This window comes from Proteiniphilum propionicum (assembly GCF_022267555.1).
Lineage (GTDB): Bacteria > Bacteroidota > Bacteroidia > Bacteroidales > Dysgonomonadaceae > Proteiniphilum > Proteiniphilum propionicum.
The window spans coordinates 2,318,886-2,345,696 of record NZ_CP073586.1; the positions used below are offsets into that span (position 1 = coordinate 2,318,886).

Sequence of the window (26,811 nt, forward strand, 5' to 3'; positions counted from 1 at the left end):
AAACATCATTCTACAATATAATACTAGGATGAATAATCTATACCTCGGATCATCTCAATAAAATATTTTGAGTTCAGGGTTTTGATAAAACATAATATGAATGGAATGCATTTGAAATAACCATGAAGTTGACTTCCTTCAGCCACCTTACTTGATTTGAAGTTTTATTATAAATTAAATTAATAGTGTGAACTTATTGATAATTTTTTTTTAATTATATGTATTATGAAAATGAAAAACAGTGTGAATATTGGACGTTGGCAAATCCATTGGATGATGCTTGCGCTGATTACTCTTTGCTTCGCAAGTTGTAAGGATGACAACGAAGAGCAGGGAGGCGGTTTCGATCTGGATAAGCCGGTAGTCGTTTCAGACTTTATCCCAAAAGTAGGTGGATTGGCTACGCGAATGGTTTTGTATGGGGATAATTTCGGAAATGATCCTTCCAGGGTTAAAGTGATTATTGGCGGACAAAATGCCAAAGTTGTGGGGGTGAATAACCAGAACCTGCATTGTATCGTTCCGGCAAGAGCATACGACGGAGACATCAAAGTAATCATTGAGGATGAGAACGGGGAAGAGCTGGCACGTGCAGCTTCCGAATCAAATTTTGTGTATGAGAAGAAAATGCTTGTTTCGACTTTCCTGGGAGATTATGTGGAGAAAGAATCTGACCGGATAATTAAAGATGGCCCTTTTGGAGATTGTGGCTCTTTCCGGACCATGAGATGGCTGACATTTGACCCCCAAAATCCCAACCATATGTATGTAGCTTCCCAACAGGGGGGTACGCGTCTGATTGATTTCGAAAATGAGTATGTTAGTACCTTTACCACCAATATAGACAATGTATCTTGTGTGAATTGGACATTGGATGGGGATATGATTGTTACACGTGACCATGGAAGTGATACCTCAATAGGGAATTTTATGTTTACCCGTACTTCTGGGTTTACTTCCCGAACCGATGTGTCTCGTGGAAGGGGGGTGAAAGCCACCGCCATCCACCCGGTAAACGGAGAAATGTATTTTACCCGTTTCAGGGCTGGTGATGCACAAAGGTATGACTTTGAAACCGGCACGTTAGAGACAATATTCCAAAACCCTTATGGAGGTGTACATTTTATTTTGATCATTCACCCCACAGGAGACTATGGATACCTGGTCGAATCGGAGCGGCATTATATCATGCGCACGGATTATGACTGGGAAACCAAGAGATTTACCATACCCTATCTCGTCTGTGGTGCGGCGGCGAATGCCGGATATGCGGACGGGGTTGGCAGTAGTGCCCGTTTAAACTGGCCCATGCAGGGGACATTTGTGAAGAACCCGGACTATGAGGCACAAGGTGGCGACCAATATGATTTTTATTTCTGCGACAGGGATAATCATGCTATCCGAAAACTGACCCCAATGGGAAGAGTGGAGACCTTTGCGGGACGGGGAAACAATGGCACCTGGGGATACAATGACGGAGATCTTCGTTTGGAGGCTCGTTTCAATTGGCCGGAGTCGATCGTGTACGATGAACTTAGGAAATGTTTTTATGTTGGAGATACGCGTAATTTTCTTATTCGCAAGATCGGTTACGAAGAATAATGAATGATAAACACACAAACTTTATAAGATGAAGAATTTTTTACTGACATGTTTGTTACTCCTTGGGCTTTCGGCAAATGCCATGGCGCAGGAGGAGGTGACTGTAAAAGGAGTTGTTACCGACACAAACGGGGAACCATTGATCGGGGCGAATATTATTGTGAAGGATATGCCCGGATTGGGCACCATTACAGATCTGGATGGGAAATACAGTCTAAAAGTGACGACTTTCCGTACACTGGTTTTTTCATATATCGGTTTTCAAAGCGAGGAGGTATTGGTGAAGGATCAGCGCGTGATCAACATGACCCTGAAAGAGTCGGTGACCCAGTTGATTGATGAGCTGGTGGTCACCGCTACCGGTCCCCAGGAAAAAGTAGCCGTGACAGGAGCCATAACCAATGTCGACGTGGAAGAGTTAAAGGCCAATCCTACTACTTCCATCGCCAATTCATTTGCTGGCGTGGTTCCCGGAATCATGGCGATGCAGACATCCGGACGACCCGGCAGCGTTTCTGAATTCTGGATCAGAAGCATTTCCACCTTTGGTGCCAGTAACGCTGCATTGGTGTTGGTAGACGGCTTCGAGCGAGACCTGAATGAGGTCAATGTGGAGGATATTGAATCCTTTTCCGTACTGAAAGATGCTTCCGCTACTGCTATCTATGGTAGTAAAGGAGCGAATGGCGTAATTTTGATCAATACCAGACGTGGTAAGGATGGGAAGATCAATATCAGCGCAAAGATGGAAGGTTTTTACAACAGGCTTACCCAACTTCCCGAATTTGTAGATGGATACACCTATGCATCCATGGCCAATGAGGCAAAGATTACACGCAACCAAGAACCGTTGTTCCAACCCGAGGAACTCGAGATATTTCGTTTGGGATTGGATCCGGACCTGTATCCCAATGTAGACTGGATGGATATGATGCTACGTGATGGAGCCTGGAGCTCACGATCCACTTTGAATATGAGCGGTGGGGGAAGTACAGCCCGTTATTTTATTTCCGGAAGTTACCAGGATCAACAAGGCATGTACAAAACCGACAAGACTTTAAGAGAGTACAATACCAATGCCAACTTCAAGAAGTATACCTACCGCATGAATGTGGATGTGGATATCACAAAAACAACCTTGCTAAAGGTAGGTATAGCCGGCTCGCTGCGGAAACAAAACGATCCGGGTGTCGGCAGTACGGCAATATGGACCGCACTGATGGGATACAACTCCATTATGGTGCCCAAACTTTATTCTGATGGAAAAGTTCCGGCTTACGGGGATGATGGAGGCGATCGTTTCAATCCGTGGGTACAGGCTACCATGACCGGCTTTAACGAAAGCTGGCAAAACAATATCCAAACGAATGTGACCCTCGACCAGAAACTCGATTTCATTACAAAAGGCCTTCGCTTTATCGGTCGGTTCGGGTATGACACAAACAACTCGAACTGGATTACCCGTAAGAAAAATCCGGAGCTGTGGCTGGCCAAACGTTATCGTACCCTCGATGGCGAATTGATTTTCGAAAGAGTGGCACCGGAAGTGAAAATGACACAGGATTCGAACTCGAACGGGGACCGGCGGGAATTCTTTGAATGGGAAATCCACTATAACCGCAGATTTCAGGATCATCGTTTAGGAGGAGTAGTGAAGTATAACCAGGCTTCCAAGATACAGACCCAGCAAATCGGAAGCGATCTGAAGAATGGTATTTCCCGCCGGAACCAGGGATTGGCAGGACGCCTCAACTATAATTGGGGACTTCGTTATTTTATTGACTTCAATTTCGGATATACTGGTTCTGAGAATTTTCATAAAGACAATAGATTTGGTTTCTTTCCCGCAATTTCAGGTGCGTGGAATATTACTGGGGAGCCCTTCATGAAAGACATGAAATGGGTGAATATGTTGAAACTCCGTTATTCACATGGTAAGACTGGGAATGATAATCTGGGAGACATCCGGTTCCCCTACCTATACACGATTGAGTCGATGATGAACAGCGACGGCAGTCTTACCGGTGGTTACCAATTCGCCGATTTCAATTTTGACAGATACTACGGTGGTATGCGTTACTCTTCTTTGGCTTCACCCAATGTCTCATGGGAAATAGCCACTAAACAGGACCTAGGGCTTGACTTTTCGCTGTTGGGGGATAAGCTTTCGGGTGCCGTGGATTATTTTCGCGAACGTCGTGACGGAATTTACATGACACGCAATTATCTCCCATGGATGGTTGGTTTGGAGAGCAATCCTTCTGCAAACGTGGGTATAGTAAAGGCACAGGGATTTGACGGAAATTTTTCGCTAAAACAGGACTTGGGACAGGTGAACCTGACACTGCGTGGAAATATTACCTACAGCAAGAATGAGATTGTGGAAAGAGATGAAGAAAACACGGTCTATTGGTACAAGATGCAACAAGGCCACAGAGTAAACCAGGCCCGAGGACTCGTTGCTTTGGGACTATTTAAAGATTACGAGGAAATCAGAAACAGTCCGAGGCAAACTTACGGAGAGGTAATGCCAGGTGATATCAAGTATAAGGATATCAACGGTGACGGTGTCATCAATGACGATGACCGGGTGGCTATAGGTGCGACAACAAGACCCAATCTTACCTATGGTTTCGGTACTTCAGCCAGATGGAAAGGTTTGAATTTAAGCCTGCACTTTCAGGGTGTAGGTAAATCAACTTACTTCATTGATGGGTCAACAGTCTACATGTTTAGTTCAGGAGATGGTTGGGGAAATATATTGAAAGATATGGCCGCTTCGAACCGCTGGATTTCGTCCCAAATTTCCGGCGATCCCTCAACCGAGGACCCGAATGCCGATTACCCACGTCTGACTTACGGAAACAATGGTAACAACAACAGACAGTCCACATTCTGGTTAAGGGATGGATCCTATATTCGCCTGAAAACCATTGATATAGGGTATACACTTCCCAAAGCGTTGGTGAACAGGGCATATTTCAATGAAGTTCGCATATTCTTTATCGCTACAAATATGTTAACCTGGTCTGGTTTCAAATTGTGGGATCCGGAAATGGGAAGTTCACACGGAAAGAACTACCCACTTAGCAAAACCCTCTCACTGGGTGTAGCAGTTAATCTTTAAACAACACGCACATATGAAAAAAATAATTATCATTTTATCGATTGTAACAGGATTAGGCGTAATAACGAGTGGATGTACCGATTATCTGGACTCTGATTACCTGTTTGATGAACGGATGTCTATTGAGGATGTTTTTAAGAATCAGGATTATACGAACGAGTGGATGGCGCGCGCATACGCCTATCTGGGTAACGGATATCTGCAGGATGTGGCCAGTAAAAAGGAGGTTCCTTTCAATTTTGCCGACGACATGTATTTCGATGGCGAAGGAAATCGGTACGCGAACTGGAAAGCGGGCCGGTATAGTGAAAGCGGATTGAATGGTGAAGCCCAAGGTATATGGGAAAATGCATATAAGGGAATTCGCCAGGCTTCCATTTTGTTGGAATATATTGACCTGAATAAGGAGTTCAGCGAAGTGGAAATCACCGATATGAAAGGTCAGGCACATTTCCTGAGAGCTTACTACTACTGGATTATGCTTCGCACATATGGTCCAGTACCCGTTGTCCCTGATGCAGGAATAGATTACATGAAAGAGTATGACCAGGTTGCTCAACCCCGTAGTACTTATGACGAATGTGTGAATTATATCGAAAATGAGTTAATCATCGCTGCGGAAATGTTGCCGCTTCAACGTTCGGTGGAAGCGTTAGCCCGCCCTTCAAGGGGAGCCGCTCTTGCACTTCGCGCCAAAGTCCTGTTGTTCGGAGCAAGCCCATTGTTCAATGGAAAAGCCCCGGCAGAGGTGGCAGCCGCCATGGTTGACAGAGGGGGGAATCCGCTTCTTTCTCCGACCTATGATGAGTCGAAATGGGCCAGAGCGGCTGCTGCGGCCAAAGATGTCATGGATTTGAATTTCTATACATTGCATGTCGCTTATTTCAAGGATACGGATGCAATTGGGTACCCGGCAACCGTTACTCCTCCCTATGACGAAAACTTTTCAGATAAGGATTGGCCGAACGGTTGGAAGAATATTGATCCATTTGAGTCTTACCGTTCATTGTTCAACGGTGAAATTCCTGCCAATGAAAATCCGGAATTGATTTTTACCAGAGGACAAAACAATTCGAATGAAAATATTGCCACAATGGTCCTGCACCAGCTGCCGCGTACTTGGGGTAAGGGATACAATTCACATGCAATGACACAAAAACAGGTCGATGCTTACTATATGGCAGATGGTACGGATACCCCGGGTATGAACTCCATGTATGCGAGCCAACCTGGTTATGAGGGTCGCTATGATAGCCGTGAACGCGCAACAGGGTATGTGGCTGCGAGTGAACTGGCTGATTATCCCGAATTGGGACCCCAGGGGGCAGGTGTCTCCAAGCAATATGCAAAACGTGAACCTCGTTTTTATGCATCTGTTGCCTACAACGGAAGTACCTGGTATTTTCTGAATGCTGATGAATCTGCAGAGGAGCAAAAGAACAAGCAGATATTCTATTACCGCGGTGAGGACAACGGATATAAGATCAACTATTCACTGCTTACCGGTATTGGAATAAAGAAGTACGTGCATCCGGACGACATCAGTCTGATAGGAGGTTCGTATAACAGAGCCCGTATCCGGCCGAAAGTGGATCCGGCCATCCGTTATGCGGAAATATTGTTGATCTATGCGGAAGCATTGAATGAACTCACCGGACAGCATAGCATTCCTTCCTGGGACAGGAACAAAACGCACTCTATCAGCCGCAATGTTGCTGAAATGAAGGCTGGTATCCAACCTGTACGTATTCGTGCAGGGGTACCCGATTATCCGGATAATGTGTATGCCAATGCCGACCGATTTCGTGAGAAATTGAAGCGCGAGCGTCAGATTGAACTGTTTGCCGAAGGGCATCGCTATTTTGACCTTCGTCGTTGGATGGACGCCCCGGTAGAAGAGGCTGCCTCTACCTACGGTTGCAACATATATGCCGGCAAAGCAATGGCGGATCTTTTCCATACGCCAGTGGAAGTGCCCTCACTGGCACCTATATTTGCTTTAAAGTCCTGGTTCTGGCCCATTCATCATACGGAATTGAAAAGGAATAAAGAATTGACCCAGAATCCGGGTTGGACAAATCCTGAATAATTTTACATACTACAAAAATGAAAAATATATATTATCTTTTTTTAGTGATCACAACAGCAATATGTTGTGTGTCATGCAACAACGAATGGGAAGATGAACAATATGTGCAACAGGCTTCCTTTAAAGCCGAACCCGACGGAAATGGAGTGACTTTTGCATACCTGCGCTACCACCCCGAAGGGAAAGTGACCTATCAACTTCCTGTAATTATCAGCGGTTCAACTCCGAATATACAAAAGCGTACAGTGCGTATAGGATTGGATCTCGATACAATGGCTGTTTTAAACGAAGAACGTTATGGTCACCGTGAAGAACTCTATTTTAGAGTGTTGGATAAAAAATATTACAGTTTTCCGGAAACAGTCGAGGTCCCTGCCGGTGAATCTACCGTCACACTTCCCATAGAATTTACGTTGGGCGATCTGGATCAGTCTGACAAATGGGTGTTACCTCTGACCATTCTCGAAGATCCGGCGAACAATTACCAGCCGAATCCCCGGAAACACTATCGGAAGGCGCTGCTGCGGATCAATCCGTTTAATGATTATTCCGGTACATATGCTGGGACATTGTATAAAATTGTGTTGGAGGGAGACACCCAGAATCCGATGACGTTAAGTAGTTACAGAACTTTTGTAGTGGATGATAAAACCATTTTTCTCTATGCGGGAGCTAGAAATATTGATTCTCCTGACCGTAAACTGTACAAGATTTTTGTTGAGTTTACCGATGAGAAGGTAGATCTCCTTACCAAAAAGTTGAATATTTATACGGATAATCCGGATATCAAACTGAAAGTAATCGGGCAACCGAGTTATTCGGTAGAGGAAGCAATGGATGCAACAAAGCCATACCTGAAGCATGTGTATATCACCTTGAATCTGGCATACGAATTTGATGATTATACAACTATTCCGGGCAATGTGATCAAGTACTCGGTATCGGGATCTTTGTCTATGCAGCGTGACCTCAATACTCTGATTCCTGACGAAGATCAGCAAATTCAGTGGTAATGGAATGTTTGTGAGGGTGTACAGGGTTGCCGCAAATACAGGTAACCCTGTATCCTCCGCTACAAGTCAATAATTTAGAAGATAAAATAATGATTATGAGTCAGATGAATATTGGTTATTGGTTGTCGCTTATTGTTGGCTTATATTTGTGCTCATGTGGGGATCCCGACAACAAAGTTATCCCGGCAGAAATTACCTATTTCTCTGTGTGGGATCAAAGAGCAGTCAATCATGTGCTTCACGTGGACAATGTAAATCATATCATTACCAATAAGCAGGAGATTCCCCCCTATGTCAATCTTTCCCGGTTGATTGCAGAATTCCGGTTAAATAATCAGAATGCAATACTTAAGGTTAACGGTAAGGAGCAGCAGAGTGGGAGAGGAGAAAACAATTTTTCTGAAGAGATCGTGTATGATCTTTTCGTTGCGGACAAAAAACAACAGTCATACAAGGTTACCATCACCAAGGAAGGATTATCGAATAACTTCCGGACATTCACTTTTCCCGGTAAGCAGATGGAAAAATATCAACCCTCCATTCACCTGGAAACCGGGGAGATTTCAAATGAAAATGAAATCCCCCTGAATATAGATATCTCATCGTTACAACCGGAATTCACAACAATTGAAAAAAATGCGGTTGTCAAAGTAAACGGGGTGGCACAGACAAGCGGAGTTGGCAAACATGATTTTTCCAAGCCGGTTGTGTATGTCATTGAAGGGGAGGATGGCACTTCGAAAGAATTTACGGTGAGATTGAAACAGGGTCATGAGTATTATCTTACAAACCCTATTGTGGCGGGTAGTTATGCGGATCCGACAGTGATTCGTGTGGGGAATACTTTTTATCTTTATGTGACTTCAGGCCGTGTGAGAGGTTATAAATCGACTGATATGGTTAATTGGAGCCGGATAGCGGGTAGTTCGAGTGAGGTGTTTAGTGAGAGACCGGATTTCACGGAAGATAATGTAAGTGAGACGGGGATGTGGGCACCCGATATCAACTATTTTGATGGCAAGTATGTGATGTATTATTCCATATCCAAATGGGGCGGGGGGGCCACATGCGGGATAGGTGTGGGGATATCTGATCTGGCACAGGGGCCTTTTTTGCCTCCTCCGGGCAATTCTGATGGTAAATTATTTGTCAGTTCAGAGATGGGTGTCCATAATTCAATTGATCCTTGTTTTTTTGAGGAGAACGGACAACGCTATCTTTTTTGGGGGAGCTTCCATGGTATTTTTATGACAGAGCTGACGGCAGACGGGTATGCCGTGAAGGATACGACGAAAAAGAAACAGATTGCCGGTAACTCTTTTGAAGCTACGTATATTCACAAGAGGGGGAGTTACTACTACCTGTTTGCATCTACCGGTGCATGTTGCGAGGGGATGAACAGTTCCTACAAAGTGGTGGTCGGAAGATCCACTCAGCTTGGAGGCCCTTATCTGAGCAGGAGCGGTGTGGATATGAAGAATTATGATGCCTGGAATCCACCCGGTTACCAGCCAGTAGTGATCAGGGGCGATGAGATGTTTGCAGGTCCGGGTCACAATTCGAGAATTATTACCGATGACAAGGGAGTAGATTGGATGCTTTATCACGCTTATGTCCATAATGGAAGTGACTCCCGTAGTTTAATGATCGATAAAGTGGAATGGGATGCAGAGGGATGGCCTGTAGTGGGTAATGGTACCCCATCTTTTGCAATGAAAGAAGTTCCATTTTTTAATTGATATATAATCAATGATGAATGCAATCCAATGTGGTTTCCTATTAGGCTTTTGGTTACTTTTTTTCCCCGTTTCGTCCTGCGGGAGCAGTGGTGACATCCAGGGAGAGGAAATACCAGATAAGAATGAAGAGGAATTGGTAGATCCTGTAATCGGACTTGTTGCCAAAAAAACTGCTAAGGCGAATGAATTGGAACTTGCCTGGAGTAACCCTCCCAATACCGCATCAGTTGAAATCTCTTATTTACGGGAAGATGATGATGAGGCTAGTAACACGATTATCAATGTAAGGGTGTATAGCGAAAAAAAAAGCAGCTACCTGATAAAATTATCGAAATATGGAACATATCAAATTGGAGTGGTAGCTATCAATCATTATGGAAGACGTTCCGAGAAAGTTACAATTACTGCTACCCCTGCTAAAGAAGATGCGCCACCTTCATTTGAGATCATTCACAACACACTGCCGATTGCAGACCCTCATGTGTTATATCACAACGGTAAATACTATGCTTACGGTACCCGTATCAATGGTTTCGAAGTATATATCTCGGAGGATCTCGAGCATTGGAGGCGGAACGAAAGCCTTGCACTGCCCCCGGAGAACTCCTGGGGAACAAGATGGTTCTGGGCGCCTGAAGTCTATTACATAGCGTCCAAGAACAGATTTTTCATGTTTTATTCTGTAGATGAACACATCTGTGTTGCTTCAGCCACCAGGCCGGAAGGACCGTTTGTGCAGGATGAAAGAAGGCCGATTGTACCCAATGAGAAAGGGATCGACACTTCGTTGTTTATTGACGATGATGGTACACCTTATCTTTATTATGTGCGTTTTACTGATGGGAACGTGATATGGGTGGCTGAAATGAATGATGACCTGAAGAGTATAAAATCTGAAACACTCACAAGATGCATCACAGCTTCAGAACCCTGGGAGAGAATCCAGGGTAAAGTTGCTGAAGGCCCCTCAATATTGAAGAGGGGGAATACGTACTACCTGATTTATTCAGCCAATCATTTTGAAAGTAAAGATTATGCGGTGGGCTATGCCACGTCGAACTCTCCTATGGGGCCTTGGATTAAGTACAGCGGAAATCCGATCCTGCGCAGAGACAAACCAGCAGCATCCGGCTTGATTGGTACTGGTCATGGTGCACCTTTCGTGACAGCAGATGGGAGTTATAAGTATATCTATCATGCCCATTCGAGCATGAGCAGCGTGGGACCCCGTACCTCGTATATCAACGATTTGAACTTTTCGGAAGATGGGGAAATTACCATAACCGGAAAACCAATCAGACCGAAGGTTATAAAATAAAAGAGGAAATGAAACGAGCATGATAATCATAATCACACAAGTACATGATTAAAGCGAGTTCCATATGATACCTTTGAAGATCAATAATTTTAATCATATGAAACATCCATGTTGAGAATTTAAAACATCCAAAGGAATGAAAATGGGGAATTTCCGTACATTTGCCGTACTCATTAAACGGAATAATTTATGGAATCACAAGTGTCATTCAACCAGGTTGTCTCCCGGGGATGCGGGATAGACGTCCACAAGAAGATGTTAGTGGCCACCATAAGTGGCGAAGGACTTAGGACGGAAACCCATGAATTCGGGACCGTGACGCGCTCTTTGACAGAATTGAAAGACTGGTTATTGGAAAACAGGGTAACCCACGTTGTAATGGAGAGTACGGGAGTCTATTGGAAGCCTGTCTATCATGTCCTTGAGCCCTCGGGATTGACAGTTTGGATTGTTAATGCCCGTCACGTGAAGAACGTACCGGGGCATAAGACGGACAAGCAGGACTGCAGGTGGCTGTGCAAGTTATTGCTTGCCGGCTTGCTAAAACCCAGTTATATTCCCCCTCGGGAACAACGGTAGTTACGGGATTTGACGCGTTACCGGACCAAACTGGTACAGGATATCTCCTCGAACAGGAACCGTATCATCCGCATCCTGGAAGACTGCAATGTGAAACTTTCAAGCGTGTTAAGCGACACCTCGGGAGTAACGGCAACCAGACTGATCGACAAGTTGTGCCAGGGGAAAGAAGTGACCATGGGCGATATTGAAGAGGTATACCACAAAAAGATAGAAGCCACCAAAGAGGAACTTTTTGAAGCCTGTAACGGTTACATCACCGACCACCACATCTACCTGCTGGGCACAATCCGGGGGAACAACCGCCACCTGGAGTCTCTCATACGGGATTTGAATGAAAAGATCAAACATGCCCTTGCCCCTTATGAGAATGCCCTGGAACGTCTGCGGGAGATCCCGGGATTGAACCGCAAGAGCGTGGAGGACCTTATCGCCGAGATCGGGCTGGACATGGATGTTTTCCCAAATGAGAAGCATCTAAGCAGTTGGGTGGGCATTTCACCGGGTAACAATGAGAGTGCCGGTAAAAAAAAACGGACGCACCACCCACGGGAACAAGCAGGCTAAATCCATCCTGAGCCAATCGGCATGGGCGGCGTCGCGGACAAAAGACACGTTCTACCATGCCCGGTACCATCGCCTGGCAGCTCGCCGCGGCAAAAAAAGGGCCATCGTGGCCGTGGCCCACTCCATCCTCAAGTCGGTGTATCATGTCTTAAAAGACTAAGTCCCTTACAATGAACTGGGAGCCGATTATTTAAACAGCCGGGTGGAAGCAAGGCGCAAAAGGTATCTGAAGGCAGAGTTGGAAAAGATGGGATATTGCGTCGAGCTTGTCCCGCATAATCCCGTCAGTCCTGCCGGAAGTTGAAAGTCACCAACCCTGACATAAACGGGAAACAAGTACCAAAGGTCGATTTTTACTGGCGTACGGCGCGACAAGGCGTCCAAGTCGAATATGAAACTGACCTCAACAGGTAAGCACCCAAAGTTGTTGCACAAGAGCACGCATATGAAATTTTAAACCCTTCTTACCTGTTTGTCTTTCCGATAACCGGTGCATTTGTCCAAAAGATGAGTGCTGTCTTTTGTTTTGTCAAAACGAAGAAATATAATTTTTAAAATGAATTAAATCATTAATTAATAGATATATATATCGAACAATTTACATATGAAAAGAAACATTCTACAGTTCACGATATTATTGCTTCTTGCCTCCTTTTTTTCTTGTTCAGATAAAAAAGACGATCCTGAAAAATATAGAAAAGGGTGGATTCTCGTTTGGGAAGACAATTTCACGGACTCGTCCGATCCAAGTGTTTGGAAGAAAATACCCCGCGGAAAACATCCTATGAACAAGTATATGAGCGAGAATAGTTTCCTTTATATTCATCAGGACGGAAACCTTGTCTTACGGGGAATGCAGAATTTATCAGAAAGTAGCGCGATTCCTTTTCTCACGGGAGGAATCACCAGAGAAGGTTTTAAAGAGAATGAAACCGGAAGAATAGAAATTAGGGCATCTATTAATCCCGCATCAGGTGCATGGACTTTCATTCGACTTTTGCCTGAAAATCGGAAGGAGAATATCGCGATCAATATTATGGAGCAGTATAACTATGATGATTTCATTTATCAATCTGTTACGACTGAATATACTACAATAAAAAAGATGACTGACAATCCACCTTCCACTATGATAGTGGGAGTAAACCCTGCCCGGTATCATATTTATGGAGTAGAGAAATATCCCGACAGCTTGGTGTTTTATGTAGACGGGGTTCGTACCAGAAAATATCCCAGGATACTGACCCAGATTACTGGGCAATTTCCATTTAATGATCAGGATTTAAATCTTCATATTGGTATTTGTATCAATAAAGAAACGGACTCCGATGCGTTACCAGTAGATATGTTTATTGATTGGGTACGCTATTATAAGCAGATTCCTCCTACCGAGGGTGTAATGAATGACCAATAGTTCTGTATTCAAATTAAATGTAACATGAAAAATAACAACGCTATATTGTTCTTTGTAGGATGGATTCTCTTTTCCTTACCATTGGTAATTTCATGTGCTGGTGATGATCCTATACCGGATGACAGTGGCAAGGATAACGGAGGAGGAAATGAGGTCATAACCGTTTCTCCCGTAAATGATCTGGCAGTGGAAGAAACAGGGAAAGCAAATGAACTGTACGTAACTTGGACTTACCCTTCAGAAGCCCTTTCCGTTGAAATATCCTACCTGCCGGAAGGAGAAGATGAAGCCGGAGCAGTGAATAACAATATACGCCGGACTACAGGTGATAAAGGTTCTTTCCTGATAAAAGTATCGGAACACGGGACCTATATTGTGGGGGCAGTAGCCATTGACAATTACGGAAACCGCTCGGAGAAAGTAACTGTCAAAGCCACTCCCACGAGGGAAGAAGATGTGCCGAAAACCCTTTTTATAGAACGGGCCGATATACTTATGAGTTCGCTTATAGACCTCTGTTTCGGAAAGTCGCCCCGTGATTGCTGGAATACCAGGTATCCCAATGCGACAGGCCCCTATTGGGATGGAGATGCTGTGGTATGGGGACAGGGGGCCGGCCTTTCTGGATTCGTGGCATTGCGGAATGCTGCTATTGGTACTGAATATGAGGCGAAATACACTGCTATGACGGATCGTATGTACAACAGTATTAACAGTTTTATCACTACCGATAATAACCTGAAAGCCTATGCCGTTTATCCGCAGAACGGGAATCAAAGATTCTATGACGATAATGTATGGATAGGTTTGGATATGGCCGAGTTATATAGACAAACCGGAGAAAACCATTTCCTTGAAAAGGCTGAAATGGTATGGGATTATCTAATGGTAGGAAATACAAGTTCGGCAGGAGGTGGCATTCTCTGGAGAGAAATACCGGCATACAGCAACAAACACACCTGTTCCACGGCACCGGCGGCAGTACTGGGATGTAAACTCTATGAAATAACAAAAGAGGAAAAGTATCTCAGTAAAGCTAAAGAATTGTACGCTTGGCTAAAGCAGTATTTGCAGGATCCTAGTGACCATCTCTTTTATGACAATATCACCCCGGGGATGGTGGTGGATAAAGCCAAATATAGTTATAATTCAGGCCAGCCGATGCAGGCTGCCTGCTTGCTCTACAATATCACCGGCGAACAAAAGTACCTGGAAGATGCCAGCCAGATAGCAATTTCTGCCCACCGGAGGTGGTTCTCTTTATATAATTCCAAAGAGCTGGGTGAAGAATTCTACCGGATCAATGGAGACCATGCATGGTTCTTTGCCATTATGTTCCGGGGATTTATTGAACTGTACAGGATCGATAACAGAAGGACTTATATTAATTCATTTGAAAAGAGTATGTTGCAGGCATGGGAGTCGGAATGCCGTGATAGGGCTACCAATTTGTTGAGTAACAGGTATTTTGTAAATCAGACCCAAACCTCCTGGGAAGTATTGCACGAAGGAGGATTTGTGGAGATGCTTGCGCAACTCGCGGCATTGGAAAAAGAGGGGCTATAAAATTAAACGAATTAAATCAACTCCCGTATGGGATATATAAGCAACTAAAGCGAAGACATATGTCAATGAGATCTATTCAATATAATTTGTTTTTGAGTAAATGGTTTATGCTTTTTCTCCTGTTATTCTTGTCATGTGGAACGGACGATCCGATCCCTTCTGATGATGACGATGACGATAATGGAGGAGAACAGGTAATCATTATGCCTGCCGTAGAAAATCTGGAGATAACAAGTACGGAAAATCCCAATGAACTGCAGGTTTCCTGGATCTATCCCGAAGAAGCCACTTCTGTGGAACTATCTTATCATCCGGAAGGAGAAAACGAAACCAATGCCATCAGGAATAATGTGCGTAGGTCTACGTCGAACGAGGACTCTTACCTGATAAAAGTGCCGGAGCATGGCACATATGTAGTTGGTGCTATTGCCATTGACAACTACGGAAAACGATCGAAGGAGGTAAAGGGTACTGCTACGCCGTTGCATGAAGATGCCTTGCTGACGGTTTTTCCCGAGGGAAGTGATCCAAAAGAGATAGGGATAAGGCTTACCGAACGCTATATCAGAACAGTAGATACCCAAAATCCTCGTGTCAACTATCCCTATGTCTGTACCTGGTTAGGCGCGTTCTGGTTTTCCCGGACGATAGGGGATGAACAATTATACAATCGGTTACTCGCCAGGTATGACAATATTTTCTTTATGTCGGGATCTTCCAATTTATATCCCGCTCCCAACCATGTGGATAATAATGTATTCGGATCGGTTCCATTGGAGATATATAAGACTACCGGTGCCGGCAGGCATCTCGAACTGGGATTGCATTATGCTGATACACAGTGGAAATTGCCGCCCAATGCCACACAGGATCAGAGAGATTGGCATGAGCAAGGCTATTCCTGGCAAACACGTATATGGATTGATGATATGTTTATGATCACTGCTGTGCAGGCACAAGCGTATCAGGTTACCGGGGACAGGAAATATATCGACAGGACCGCCAGGGAAATGGCGATGTACTTAGATCGGATTCAACGCCCTAACGGACTGTTTCATCATACGCCTACTGTGCCGTTCTTCTGGGGACGTGGAAACGGATGGATGGCAGTAGGCATGGCGGAATTGTTGAGGATACTCCCTGAAGATAATCCCGACAGGCCAAGGATAGAAGAAGCCTATCGGTTAATGATGAGGACATTATTGCAATATCAGGCGGAAGATGGCATGTGGAGACAATTGATAGATGATCCGGTATCTTGGAAAGAGACCTCGGGTACTGCCATGTTTGCCTATGCCATGATTGTAGGGGTAAAGAAGGGATGGCTCAATAAAGAGACTTATGGAGCAGCCGCCCGCAAGGCATGGCTGTCTCTTTTGACCTATCTGAATGATGATGACAATATAAGGGATGTGTGTGAGGGTACAAATGCCCGGAACGACTATCAATATTATCTCGACCGTAAACGAAATACAGGTGACCTGCACGGTCAGGCACCACTCTTGTGGTGTGCGAATGCTCTATCTAGCGATTTATAATAAAAATCTAAAAACAAAAAAATTAATGGTATGAAAAAAAACCAAGTAATTGCTTTTTTTGTGATATTCGCATTTATTGGAATATCGCTGACAAACTGTAAGGATGATAATGTGCCCGATGATGTGGACGTTAGAGTGGAATCTGTGAAATTGGATGAAGACCTGAAAAAAGGGTTGACGGTAGAAGTAGGAAGTGAGACGATCAATATCGCTGGAAAAGTAACTATCTTGCCGGAAAATGCCACAAACAAAAAGGCGATATATGCCTCTTCCAACTCCGATGTAGCGACCGTAGATGAGCAGGGAAAGATAACAATCTTTGCCGCAGGTACTACGACAATCACGGTAACGGTAGATGAAAAATCAGACAGTTTCACACTGACGGTAACCGAAAAAGAACCAATCAGGGCAGCAGAGATACAAGTAGAAAATGCTGAACTGGAGCTTACCGTAGGCGAGTCTGTGAATATAGCCGAGTGGGTGACTGTGCTACCGGAAGATGCTGAAAACAAAAATGTGACTTACGCATCGGAAGACGAAACAATCGCTGAGGTGGATGCAGAGGGTAACGTTACTGCCATAGATGCGGGTACTGTTACAATCACCATTACATCAGAAGATGTGCCTACTGTGAAAGCAGAGATCGAAGTAACCGTAGAGGATTTCATAGGCGACTATCCGCGTGCCGGATGGAGTGTTACAGCTTCTCAAGAGTTGTTCACAGGTGAAGGGAATTCTCTTACCGGCGCTATTGATGGGGATGAAAATACAATGTTAGCATTGGTAAGGCCAAGTAAAACATTCAGAGAAATTTCGGTACCGAGTGCTGCCAACGGCGGATATATCCATTTTGTGATAGATATGCAAAAGCCGCAGAAGGTAAATTATTTCAGGATACGTCATAGAAATACTACCCAGGTATTCCTCCGCTATTTAATGATTGAAGAGATATCGGGAAGTAATGATGGAGTGAATTTCACGACCATTGCCACCGATGTGGAAGTTACCAATGCCAGAACAGCAGAAGAGATTGAATCTCCCAATATTCCGATTCAGGTTTCAAAATACAGGTATCTGAAATTCTATTGTCAGAAAAATGAATGTTTCTTGTCTATGTCATCAGGCGCTTCAGCCCAGTTGAGAGAGATTTATTTAGGATATGAACCAGAAGAATAAATGGGTATTGTTCCTTACGGGATGGGCCATCTTCTCTTTCGCTCTATTGATTTCCTGCGGAACGGAAGATGATCTCATCCCCGATGGGGATGACAAGGACAAAGAACCGCCGGGGAAAGTGGTTGTCGCCCCGGTAATTGATTTGGTTGCGATAAGGACAGGAAATGCAAATGAATTGCAGGTTACCTGGATCTTCCCATCAGAGGCGGTTTCCGTTGAGATCTCCTCCCTGCCGGAAGGAGGCAACGAGGCCAATGCGGACAAAAACAGCGTACGCCGAACCACAGATGACAAGGGGGTTTTTCTGTTAAAGGTGCCGGAATATGGTACCTATAACATTATTGCCGTGGCCATTGATAACTATGGAAACCGTTCGGAGAAAGTAACCATCACAGCTACACCCCGGCAGATAAGTGTGAATATTACACCTATCGCCGAACTGAACCAGGGAAACGCTACCATCAATTCCCACGAAGATGTTATATCACGTTCATCGCTAAAGATGAATTACAGGAGTTACGTTGAGTTGGGAAGAAGTTCACTTGGGATTGACCATCCCCGTTATCCGCGGATCAAGAAGATGACCAATGGCAACTATATCATGTTCTACCATAACGCCCAGTCTACAATCGGTGCCAGTTGCGATTATGCAATCGGCCAAAACCTCAATTCATGGAGTCACAAAGGCAAGATATTTGCCAACTATAAAATTATCGACAGTAATGGTAATGACAATGAACGGCGTTATGCAAACTGTGACGGGATAGTACTTTCCAATGGCGATATTTTAGCCGTGGTGTCATACGGGGCCGACAGGGGATATCGCGATTTGCCCCTCGATGCAGGAATTGAAATCAGGCGCAGTAGAGATAATGGTGTTACCTGGAGCGATCCTATTGAAATATATCAGGGGGTAAATTGGGAACCCTACCTGCTTGAATTACCTTCAGGAGAGATACACTGCTATTTTACAGACAGTAGCTGTACCGGTATTGAATCAACCGATACGGGTACTGCCATGGTAGTGTCTAATGACGGTGGCAACACGTGGACTCCCGCATTCGGTACCAATCCTTATTATGTATTACGTACCAAGCACTATAAGGATGGGAATACATATTTCAATAACCAGATGCCGTGCGTGATAAAACTCAATGGAAGCAATGAACTGGCAGCCGCCCTGGAGGCCAATATTGGAGGATATCACATCTCATTTGCCTATTCGGGCGAAGATGGTGAGTGGAACTATCTCAACCCGGATGAAGAAGGCCCTGCGGATCGGCATGATTCTGCTTTCTCCGGTGCAGCTCCTTATATGGTGCAGTTTCCCTCAGGAGAAACGGCCCTTTCATACAATAGTGGCTCTACTTTCTATATAAAGATGGGGGATGCCAGGGCACGTAACTTCAGTCAGGATGCATACTCTCCCTTCAAGGGTAAGGGATATTGGGGTACACTGGAGAGAGTAGATGGCCATCGGTTGGTGGGGGCTATGCCCAACACTTCTGTCGGGCAGGTAATGTTGGCTGAGGTTGTGCTCAATCACCGTATTGAAGCAACATCGCGGAGTGTGCAGGTGGATGCGGATAACTCCGAATGGAGTAATACCGACCAGGCCCTTTTTGTCGGTGATAGATCGCAGGCACAGGGAACGCTCAGGAGTTCGTTCGATAACGATAGTGTCTATTTCTTGGTCGAAGTGCTTGATAACTCCCTGTCGGAGGATGACTACGCGACCATTTATATAAGTCCGGTGACGGATAACGATATGTTGGCCGGTGAAGCTTTGCGGATCAGGGTGTCACATGATGGACGGAGAAGTGTGGATAGTTATAACGGAGGATGGAGGAGTAGCGATGCGGATGTTACCGTGAGTGCGACTTATAGAGGAACTGTCTCTAACGCCAGTGATGAGGATTATGGCTATATCGTGGAGATAGCTGTGCCTCGATTAGAACTAGGCATAAAATCTGGAGAATTGTTTGTTAACTTCTCCTTATTTGACGATCTCGGCGGGGAGGATGCAATCAGCCCTTCTTTTACTAGTGCGGCTAACTGGATTCCAGTAATAGGACTGTAATTCTATAATATATAAATGTGCTTCTAAAAAGATTGAAAATGAAAGATAAATTATTCTTTTTGTTTTGCTTGATTACCGTTTTTTCAATGCTATCATGTAAAAATAATCCATATAAAGCGGACGTGATCATTTACGGCGGCACGTCGGCCGCCGTGATCTCGGCGGTTGAAGTCGCCCGGTCTGGAAAAAGCGTCATTATTGTTTCCCCCGACAAGCATTTAGGCGGGCTAACTTCCAGTGGTCTGGGATTTACCGATTCAGGTAATACCGACGCTATCGGGGGCCTCTCCCGCGAGTTTTACCACCGGGTTTGGTTGCATTACAACGATTCCACGGCATGGACATGGCAAAAACAGTCGGAATACGGTAACAGAGGGCAGGGTACCGTGGCCATGGATGGGGAAAGCAAGACAATGTGGACATTTGAACCACGCGTGGCCGAAAAAATATTTGAAGATTTTATTGAGGAGTACAATATAAAAGTGTACAGGAATGAATGGCTTGACAGGGAATCGGGTACCGAGGTGAAAGATAACAGGATTGTTTCCTTTACTACTCTTTCGGGTAAAAAATTCAGGGGTAAAATGTTTATTGATGCTACCTACGAGGGCGATCTGATGGCGGCCGCGGGTGTTTCTTACACGGTAGGCCGTGAAGCCTGTGGGCAGTATGGCGAAAAGTGGAACGGCGTGCAGGCCGGTGTATATCATCATCGACACTATTTCAGCACTCCTATCGATCCTTATATTGTGCCGGGAGATCCGTCCAGCGGATTACTTCCCCATATTTCGGTTGAACCCATACAACCCAATTGCACGGGTGACGATAAGATACAGGCATATTGTTACAGGTTGTGTATGAGTAATCATCCCGATAACAGGGTTCCTTTCGAGAAACCGGAAGGTTATGATCCTGCCAACTACGAACTGCTTGCCAGGGTCTTTGAATCGGGATGGAACGAGTGGTTTGCCAAATTTGATGTGATTCCTAACAGGAAAACCGATACCAACAACCACGGTCCTTTTAGTTCCGATTATATAGGAATGAACTATGATTATCCCGAGGCATCCTACGAACGGCGCCGCGAAATTGTGGAAGATCATATAAATTATCAGAAAGGATTGCTCTATTTCGTATCTACCGATGAACGGGTGCCTGAGGAGGTGAGAAACAGGATGCAGAACTGGGGACTGGCCAAGGATGAGTTCACCGATAATGGCAACTGGCCCTATCAGCTCTATGTGCGTGAAGCAAGAAGGATGGTAGGTGCTTATGTCACTACTGAAAACGAAGTGCTTGGAAAGGTGAATGTGCCCGATCCGGTTGGAATGGGTTCATACACGCTCGATTCCCACAATGTACAGCGTTTCGTAACAGAAGAGGGATTTGTACAAAATGAAGGGGACGTGGGTGTGAAGCCTTCGAAATCATATCATATCGCTTATGGTTCAATCATACCTGTAAAAGAGGAATGTGAGAATTTGCTTGTGCCGATTTGCGTTTCTTCCAGCCATATCGCTTTCGGTTCAATCCGCATGGAACCGGTTTTCATGATCCTGGGGCAGTCAGCGGCAGCAGCTGCAGTGATGGCTATCGATAATAAAACCAGTGTGCAGGATGTCCCGTATGAACAGCTTAAACAGGTGTCGCTGTCTAGAAATCAAGTGTTAAAGGTGAATCAATAATTGGTGTAGAGTTGCAAAGGGGAGAAACTAACATTGGTACTTACGAGTTTTACGAGTCATCTTACATGTTTCATGGTTTCTTGAAAGGGATTATGGGAACTCGATTTAATGGAACTCCAGTGAACGTTAACTTGGAAGGCGGAAAGTACGTCCGGTTGGAGAGAAACTGGCAGAAAGGCGATAAAGTAACGCTGAATGTTCCGATGACACTTTCACAATCAGTTTGGCATGTGAATCAGGGTAGTCGTAGCATCAACTACGGACCGCTGACTTTTTCGTTGAAGATCAAAGAAAATTACGAACAGGTAAACAGTATCGAGACCGCAATCTGGGATTCAAAATGGCAAAAGAAGGCTGATCCAAGTAAATGGCCTACTTACGAAATTTATCCCGGGAGCGATTGGAATTATGGACTCGTCATAGATGACAAAGTACCTTTAATAGAAAACTTTGAAATAGTTAAGAAAGACTGGCCTACTGATAATTTTCCGTTCACGGTAAACAGTGTGCCGCTTGAGATAAAAGCACATGGACGAAAAATAATCGGATGGGATTTTGACCGGCATGGCCTTACCGGTGAACTTCCCATACGAGAGAACCTCCGGTTTGAACCTCACACAGAAAACATCACTCTCATTCCTATGGGAGCAGCTCGCCTGAGAATTTCAGCATTTCCAGTATATAATCCATAATAGTATGAAAATTTCAATAATTGCACCTTGGTCTATCATTTTATTGACTTTATATTTAAGTTGTGGAATATTAAACAACGAACAAGTTGTCAATCCCGTAGACAGAGTGTCGCTGGCAGATCCGTTTATTTTGCTATACAAAGATGTTAACTATGCGTATGGAACTCACTCAAAAGACGGGATTGCGGTTTTTACGTCTGATAACTTGAAAGTATGGCAAAAGGGAGAAAAACTAGCCCTGCATAAAGATGATTCTTTTGGTGAAAAATGGTTTTGGGCTCCCGAGGTTTATTTGGTGGACGGCAAATTTTTCATGTATTATTCGGCAGATGAACACATGTGCGTAGCCGTTTCCGATTCGCCGCTGGGACCGTTTATGCAAACTGTACAGAAACCGATGGTTGAAGTAGAAAAAACCATTGACAACAGTTTGTTTATCGATGATGACGGAACACTATATAACCAAAATGAAGTTAACGTTATTATTGAATTAACGAAATAATTATAATTGTTTTTATTGCTTGCAGTTTGTGATGTTTGAAATATTATCCACATGAAAAGTTTTAAAAAAAAATGCGTTGTACTTTTTATACTATTCATTACATTGTTGATGCATAGAACTTTAGCAATGCCCTATCCCGAGTATTCTTTTAAACATTACAACATAAACAACGGGTTATCACAGAATACGGTAAGGTCTATTTTTCAGGATAATCAGGGATTCATGTGGTTTGGCACTAAAGACGGGTTGAACAGGTTTGATGGTACAAAATTTAAAGTTTTCAAATTTTCGCCAAATGGAAAGTTGACCGATAATGTTTTTCATCGCATATTGCAGGATAGAAATGATAAGATATGGGTTGCGACTGAAGAAGGTGTATATATATATGATATGCACAAGGAAGAATTTCATCGGTTTAACCGTGTTACTATTGAAAATGACTCAGTGATGGGTGTTGTTACTGAAATGGTGACAGATAAGGATGGTGATATATGGATGTCAGTTGAAGACAAAGGTATTTATCATTATAGTCTTGCTGAAGATTTGCTTAGTTTTTATGCTATCCCATTGGTAAAGGATGGAATGAAAATGGTTAGTTTATGTGCTGACAGCAATAAAGGTGTATGGGTATTCCCCTACTCATCACCTTTTCTTTATATCAACAAGCAAACAGGAAAAATTACCCGGCATAATCTGAAAGATGACAATAAATTGATGTCTCAGGTCGGTGAAGTATCTGATGTTATTATGTATCAGCACAACCTTTTACTTGTAGCAACATCGCAAAAAGGGTTAATAGCGATCAATACCATCAATAAAACACATAGTATTTTACTTGATAAGGATGCTTGGGGTGAGCCAATATTCGTCAGGTGTATTGAAATTATTGATTCCAATACTCTTTGGATAGGTACAGAGTCGGGTGTTTATATTTATCATACGGATACAGAAGATGTGATAAATCTACGGCATGATGATATTGCTTACAATTCGCTGTCAGACAATGCTATATATTCAATATGCAAGGATAGGGACGGGGGGATATGGGTCGGCTCCTATTTTGGAGGAGTAGATTATTATTCTAATCAACAGAATAGCTTCGAATTGTTTTATCCACTTGCCGGCAAAAAAGGTTTAAAAGGTAAACGTGTCAGGGAATTTTGTCCTGCTCCAAACGGGAATATGTGGATTGGTACAGAAGATGGCGGTCTTAACTTTTTCGATCCGAAAACAGGAACTTTTTTGCCGCTGCCTCATCAATTGGAAACATTGTACACTAATATTCATGCTTTGTATAATGATGGAGATGATCTTTGGATAGGAACTTTTTCAAAAGGGTTGAACAGGTATAATCTCAAAACAGGCAAACTGGTTAAATATACTCATTCCGATGATCCTCTTTCGATCAGTCAAAACAGCGCGTTTTCACTGTGTAAGGACAGACAGGGGGTATTGTGGGTTGGTACTTTATCAGGGGTGGACATCTACGATGAAAAAAATGATAAATTCAATCGGATTGAAAAGTTAAAAGGAATATCTATTCAGAATATTTTTGAGGATAGTTATGGTTTTATATGGATATCTACTTTTTTAGATGGGCTTTATCGATTTAATCCTGTAACAAATGAATGGAGTATCTTTGTGCACAACGCCCTGTACCCAGGTAGTCTGTCATATAATAAAACCACATCTGTATATGAAGACAGTAAAAATAGACTGTGGATCACTACCCAAGGTGGAGGATTTGGCCTTTTCGACAGGGAAAGCGAAACATTTACTACCATTAACAGTTCTCATGGGTTGCCGAATGATGTAGTATACCAGATAGTTGACGATAGTGACGGTTTTCTCTGGTTATCCACAAATTCCGGGCTTGTAAGATTCGATCCCGAAAGAAGAGTTTTTAAGAACTATACTGTTAACAATGGGTTAAAAACAAATCAATTCAATTACATGTCGAGTTATAAAACTAGGGATGGGATAATTTATTTCGGATCATTAGACGGATTTGTACGCTTTGACCCAGACAATTTTAAAGAAACCCAGATCAATGCCCCACTCCTGTTTACAGATATTTTTGTTAATAATAAAATGATAAGCCCTATTGACTGTAAATCACCCTTAAAAAAGAGTTTGATGTTTACGGATGCTCTGAGTTTGCCTTATCACCAGAACTCTTTCAGCATAAGTTTTGCCCGTTTGGATTATTCCGGCGCCGACACTGATCAGATATTTTATATTCTAGAGGGATTTGATAAAACCTGGATATCTGCCGAAGATAACAGAACTATTATCTATTCTAACTTAAAATCTGGTAATTATAAACTCATACTCGGAATTTCCGGTGAAGATCGCGGAGAATCCATTGAAAAAGTAAAAACCCTATCCATTCAGATAAGACCTCCTTTTTGGCGCACCCAGCTGGCTTTTTTTATATATTTTTTGTTTCTTTTAACTGCTACATATATACTTACACGCTTTTTAACCGTACGCGGTAGACTCAGGCAAAAGGTTAAAATGAGAAATTTTGAACAACAGAAAGAACGGGAACTGTATCGGTCAAAAATAAATTTTTTTACCAATGTAGCCCATGAAATCCGTACACCCCTTACTCTGATTAAAGCACCGCTCGATCATGTATTGATGACAGAGGATGTCTCTGATAGCGTGAAAGAAAATCTGTTGATTATGAGCAAGAATACAGGCAGGCTGCTTAATTTGACCAATCAACTGCTTGACTTCCGAAAAACAGAATCTGAAGCCTATCTGTTAAATCTTCAGACACAAAACGTTACTGAACTGATTAGAGAAACCATACTTCGCTTTACACCAATGGCTATACAGAATAATATTACATTGGAGACAGATCTACCGGGTGACGATATGTTCGTCCAACTGGACAAAGAGGCATTTTTGAAAATCATCAGCAATCTTTTAAATAATGCCATGAAGTTTTGTGATCGTTACGTTAGGCTAGAAGCAAATATCATAGACAATGAAGCTAGTGAGTTCCATCTGATTACAATAAATGACGGAGAGCTTATACCTGAGGCAAGTAAAAAGGAAATTTTCAAACCTTTTATACAGATTGATGAAGTGCAGGAAAAGAATATTTCCGGAACGGGAATAGGACTTGCACTTGCAAGCTCGTTGGCTGAACTCCATGGTGGAAGTCTGACCCTTGAAAATAATGACAAATATAACCGGTTCCTTCTGAAACTACCTGTAGGAAATGTAAGTTTTAATGACTCCTGTATTCATGAGCAGAAGAAAAAAGAGATCCATTTGGAGAAAATTGACGATGAACAAAGAAAAGGAGCTACTGTACTGCTGGTCGATGATGATGTAGAGCTGCTTCAATTCGAGGCTAAATTTCTTTCAGCCCATTATCATATCCTTATCGCGGAAAATGGTATTCAAGCATTGGAACAACTGAAAAAATCGAATGTTAACCTGATTGTAACGGATGTAATGATGCCTGAAATGGATGGGTTCGAATTCACACGAAGAGTTAAGTCGGAAATTGAATTTAGTCATATTCCTGTTATTCTACTGACTGCAAAGGTGATGGCGCAATCTAAAGTTCAAGGGTATGAACTGGGGGCTGATGCATATCTGGAAAAGCCATTCTCTGTTGAAGTGCTGCTGGCTCGAATAGAAAATCTGCTTCAGGGCAGGGAAAAACTCCGTGAAACTTTTCTAAAAAACCCTTTCATCGGGGCAAATAGCATGGCGCTTACAAGGTCGGATGAAGAATTTATTAAAAAACTTCATACAATAGTTCATGAAAATCTTGATAATTCTGATTTTATTGTGGAGAATATCGCGGAGCAGTTCAATATGAGCAGAGCTAGTTTTTATAGGAAGATAAAGGGAGTTCTGGATTTAACACCAAATGAATACATTAGGGTAGAACGATTGAAAAGAGCAGCGCAGTTACTCAAAGAGAACGAATATAAAGTTAATGAAGTGTGCTATATGGTAGGTTTCAGCTCACCTTCATATTTTTCGAAATGTTTTCAGCAGCAGTTTGGTGTATTACCTAAAGATTTTGAATAGCAAATGCTTTTATGAGATTGTATTTGTACTTTTTGATCAATTTCTTCTGCTTACTCTCTTTAGTA

General features: G+C 43.3%; 17 protein-coding genes. All 17 read left to right on the top strand.

Annotated features, from left to right (window positions below):
* The first annotated feature begins 225 nt into the window (after nt 1-225).
* The 17 genes from KDN43_RS09430 (at nt 226) to KDN43_RS09510 (ending at nt 26,746) form a co-directional block, all read left to right on the top strand.
* Entirely contained in the window at nt 226-1,602 is a 1,377-nt protein-coding gene (locus KDN43_RS09430) for an IPT/TIG domain-containing protein (protein ID WP_238865627.1), read from the top strand.
* Nucleotides 1,603-1,630: 28 nt separating this feature from the next.
* Entirely contained in the window at nt 1,631-4,729 is a 3,099-nt protein-coding gene (locus KDN43_RS09435) for a SusC/RagA family TonB-linked outer membrane protein (RefSeq protein ID WP_238865629.1), read from the top strand.
* 13 nt (nt 4,730-4,742) lie between these two features.
* Nucleotides 4,743-6,818: a RagB/SusD family nutrient uptake outer membrane protein gene (locus KDN43_RS09440; protein WP_238865631.1), complete on the top strand. Its 2,076-nt coding sequence runs from the start codon at nt 4,743-4,745 to the stop codon at nt 6,816-6,818.
* A 17-nt stretch (nt 6,819-6,835) separates the two neighbouring features.
* Nucleotides 6,836-7,831 carry a DUF4973 domain-containing protein gene (locus KDN43_RS09445; protein WP_238865633.1) on the top strand — a complete coding sequence of 332 codons (996 nt, stop codon included), beginning with the start codon at nt 6,836-6,838 and terminating at the stop codon, nt 7,829-7,831.
* A 95-nt stretch (nt 7,832-7,926) separates the two neighbouring features.
* On the top strand, nt 7,927-9,570 hold the full coding sequence (locus KDN43_RS09450) for a family 43 glycosylhydrolase (protein ID WP_238865635.1): 1,644 nt from the start codon (nt 7,927-7,929) through the stop codon (nt 9,568-9,570).
* Nucleotides 9,571-9,970: 400 nt separating this feature from the next.
* Nucleotides 9,971-10,888: a glycoside hydrolase family 43 protein gene (locus KDN43_RS09455; protein WP_407681791.1), complete on the top strand. Its 918-nt coding sequence runs from the start codon at nt 9,971-9,973 to the stop codon at nt 10,886-10,888.
* Nucleotides 10,889-11,077: 189 nt separating this feature from the next.
* Nucleotides 11,078-11,467 carry an IS110 family transposase gene (locus KDN43_RS09460; protein WP_238865636.1) on the top strand — a complete coding sequence of 130 codons (390 nt, stop codon included), beginning with the start codon at nt 11,078-11,080 and terminating at the stop codon, nt 11,465-11,467.
* Between the two features lie 9 nt (nt 11,468-11,476).
* The gene (locus KDN43_RS09465; protein ID WP_238865638.1) at nt 11,477-12,034 is read left to right on the top strand and encodes a transposase; all 558 of its coding nucleotides are present in this window, start codon (nt 11,477-11,479) and stop codon (nt 12,032-12,034) included.
* A gap of 604 nt (nt 12,035-12,638) precedes the next feature.
* Nucleotides 12,639-13,448, top strand: coding sequence for a glycoside hydrolase family 16 protein (locus tag KDN43_RS09470; RefSeq protein WP_238865640.1), 810 nt, complete (start codon nt 12,639-12,641; stop codon nt 13,446-13,448).
* 24 nt (nt 13,449-13,472) lie between these two features.
* Complete coding sequence (locus KDN43_RS09475) at nt 13,473-15,014, top strand: glycoside hydrolase family 76 protein (RefSeq protein WP_238865642.1); 1,542 nt, start codon at nt 13,473-13,475, stop codon at nt 15,012-15,014.
* A 59-nt stretch (nt 15,015-15,073) separates the two neighbouring features.
* Complete coding sequence (locus KDN43_RS09480; RefSeq protein WP_238865644.1) at nt 15,074-16,552, top strand: glycoside hydrolase family 88/105 protein; 1,479 nt, start codon at nt 15,074-15,076, stop codon at nt 16,550-16,552.
* Nucleotides 16,553-16,582: 30 nt separating this feature from the next.
* Nucleotides 16,583-17,728, top strand: a complete 1,146-nt coding sequence (locus KDN43_RS09485; protein WP_238865646.1) for an Ig-like domain-containing protein — start codon at nt 16,583-16,585, stop codon at nt 17,726-17,728.
* 313 nt (nt 17,729-18,041) lie between these two features.
* Nucleotides 18,042-19,808 (top strand): hypothetical protein, encoded by a 1,767-nt coding sequence (locus KDN43_RS09490; RefSeq protein ID WP_407681792.1) that lies wholly within the window; start codon nt 18,042-18,044, stop codon nt 19,806-19,808.
* A gap of 38 nt (nt 19,809-19,846) precedes the next feature.
* On the top strand, nt 19,847-21,493 hold the full coding sequence (locus KDN43_RS09495) for an FAD-dependent oxidoreductase (RefSeq protein ID WP_238865649.1): 1,647 nt from the start codon (nt 19,847-19,849) through the stop codon (nt 21,491-21,493).
* Between the two features lie 11 nt (nt 21,494-21,504).
* Nucleotides 21,505-22,185, top strand: a complete 681-nt coding sequence (locus KDN43_RS09500; protein ID WP_238865651.1) for a beta-L-arabinofuranosidase domain-containing protein — start codon at nt 21,505-21,507, stop codon at nt 22,183-22,185.
* Between the two features lie 4 nt (nt 22,186-22,189).
* Complete coding sequence (locus KDN43_RS09505) at nt 22,190-22,687, top strand: family 43 glycosylhydrolase (RefSeq protein ID WP_407681761.1); 498 nt, start codon at nt 22,190-22,192, stop codon at nt 22,685-22,687.
* A gap of 108 nt (nt 22,688-22,795) precedes the next feature.
* A complete protein-coding gene (locus tag KDN43_RS09510; RefSeq protein WP_238865654.1) occupies nt 22,796-26,746 on the top strand; it encodes a hybrid sensor histidine kinase/response regulator transcription factor in 3,951 nt (1,316 codons plus the stop codon).
* The last annotated feature ends 65 nt before the right edge of the window (nt 26,747-26,811 follow it).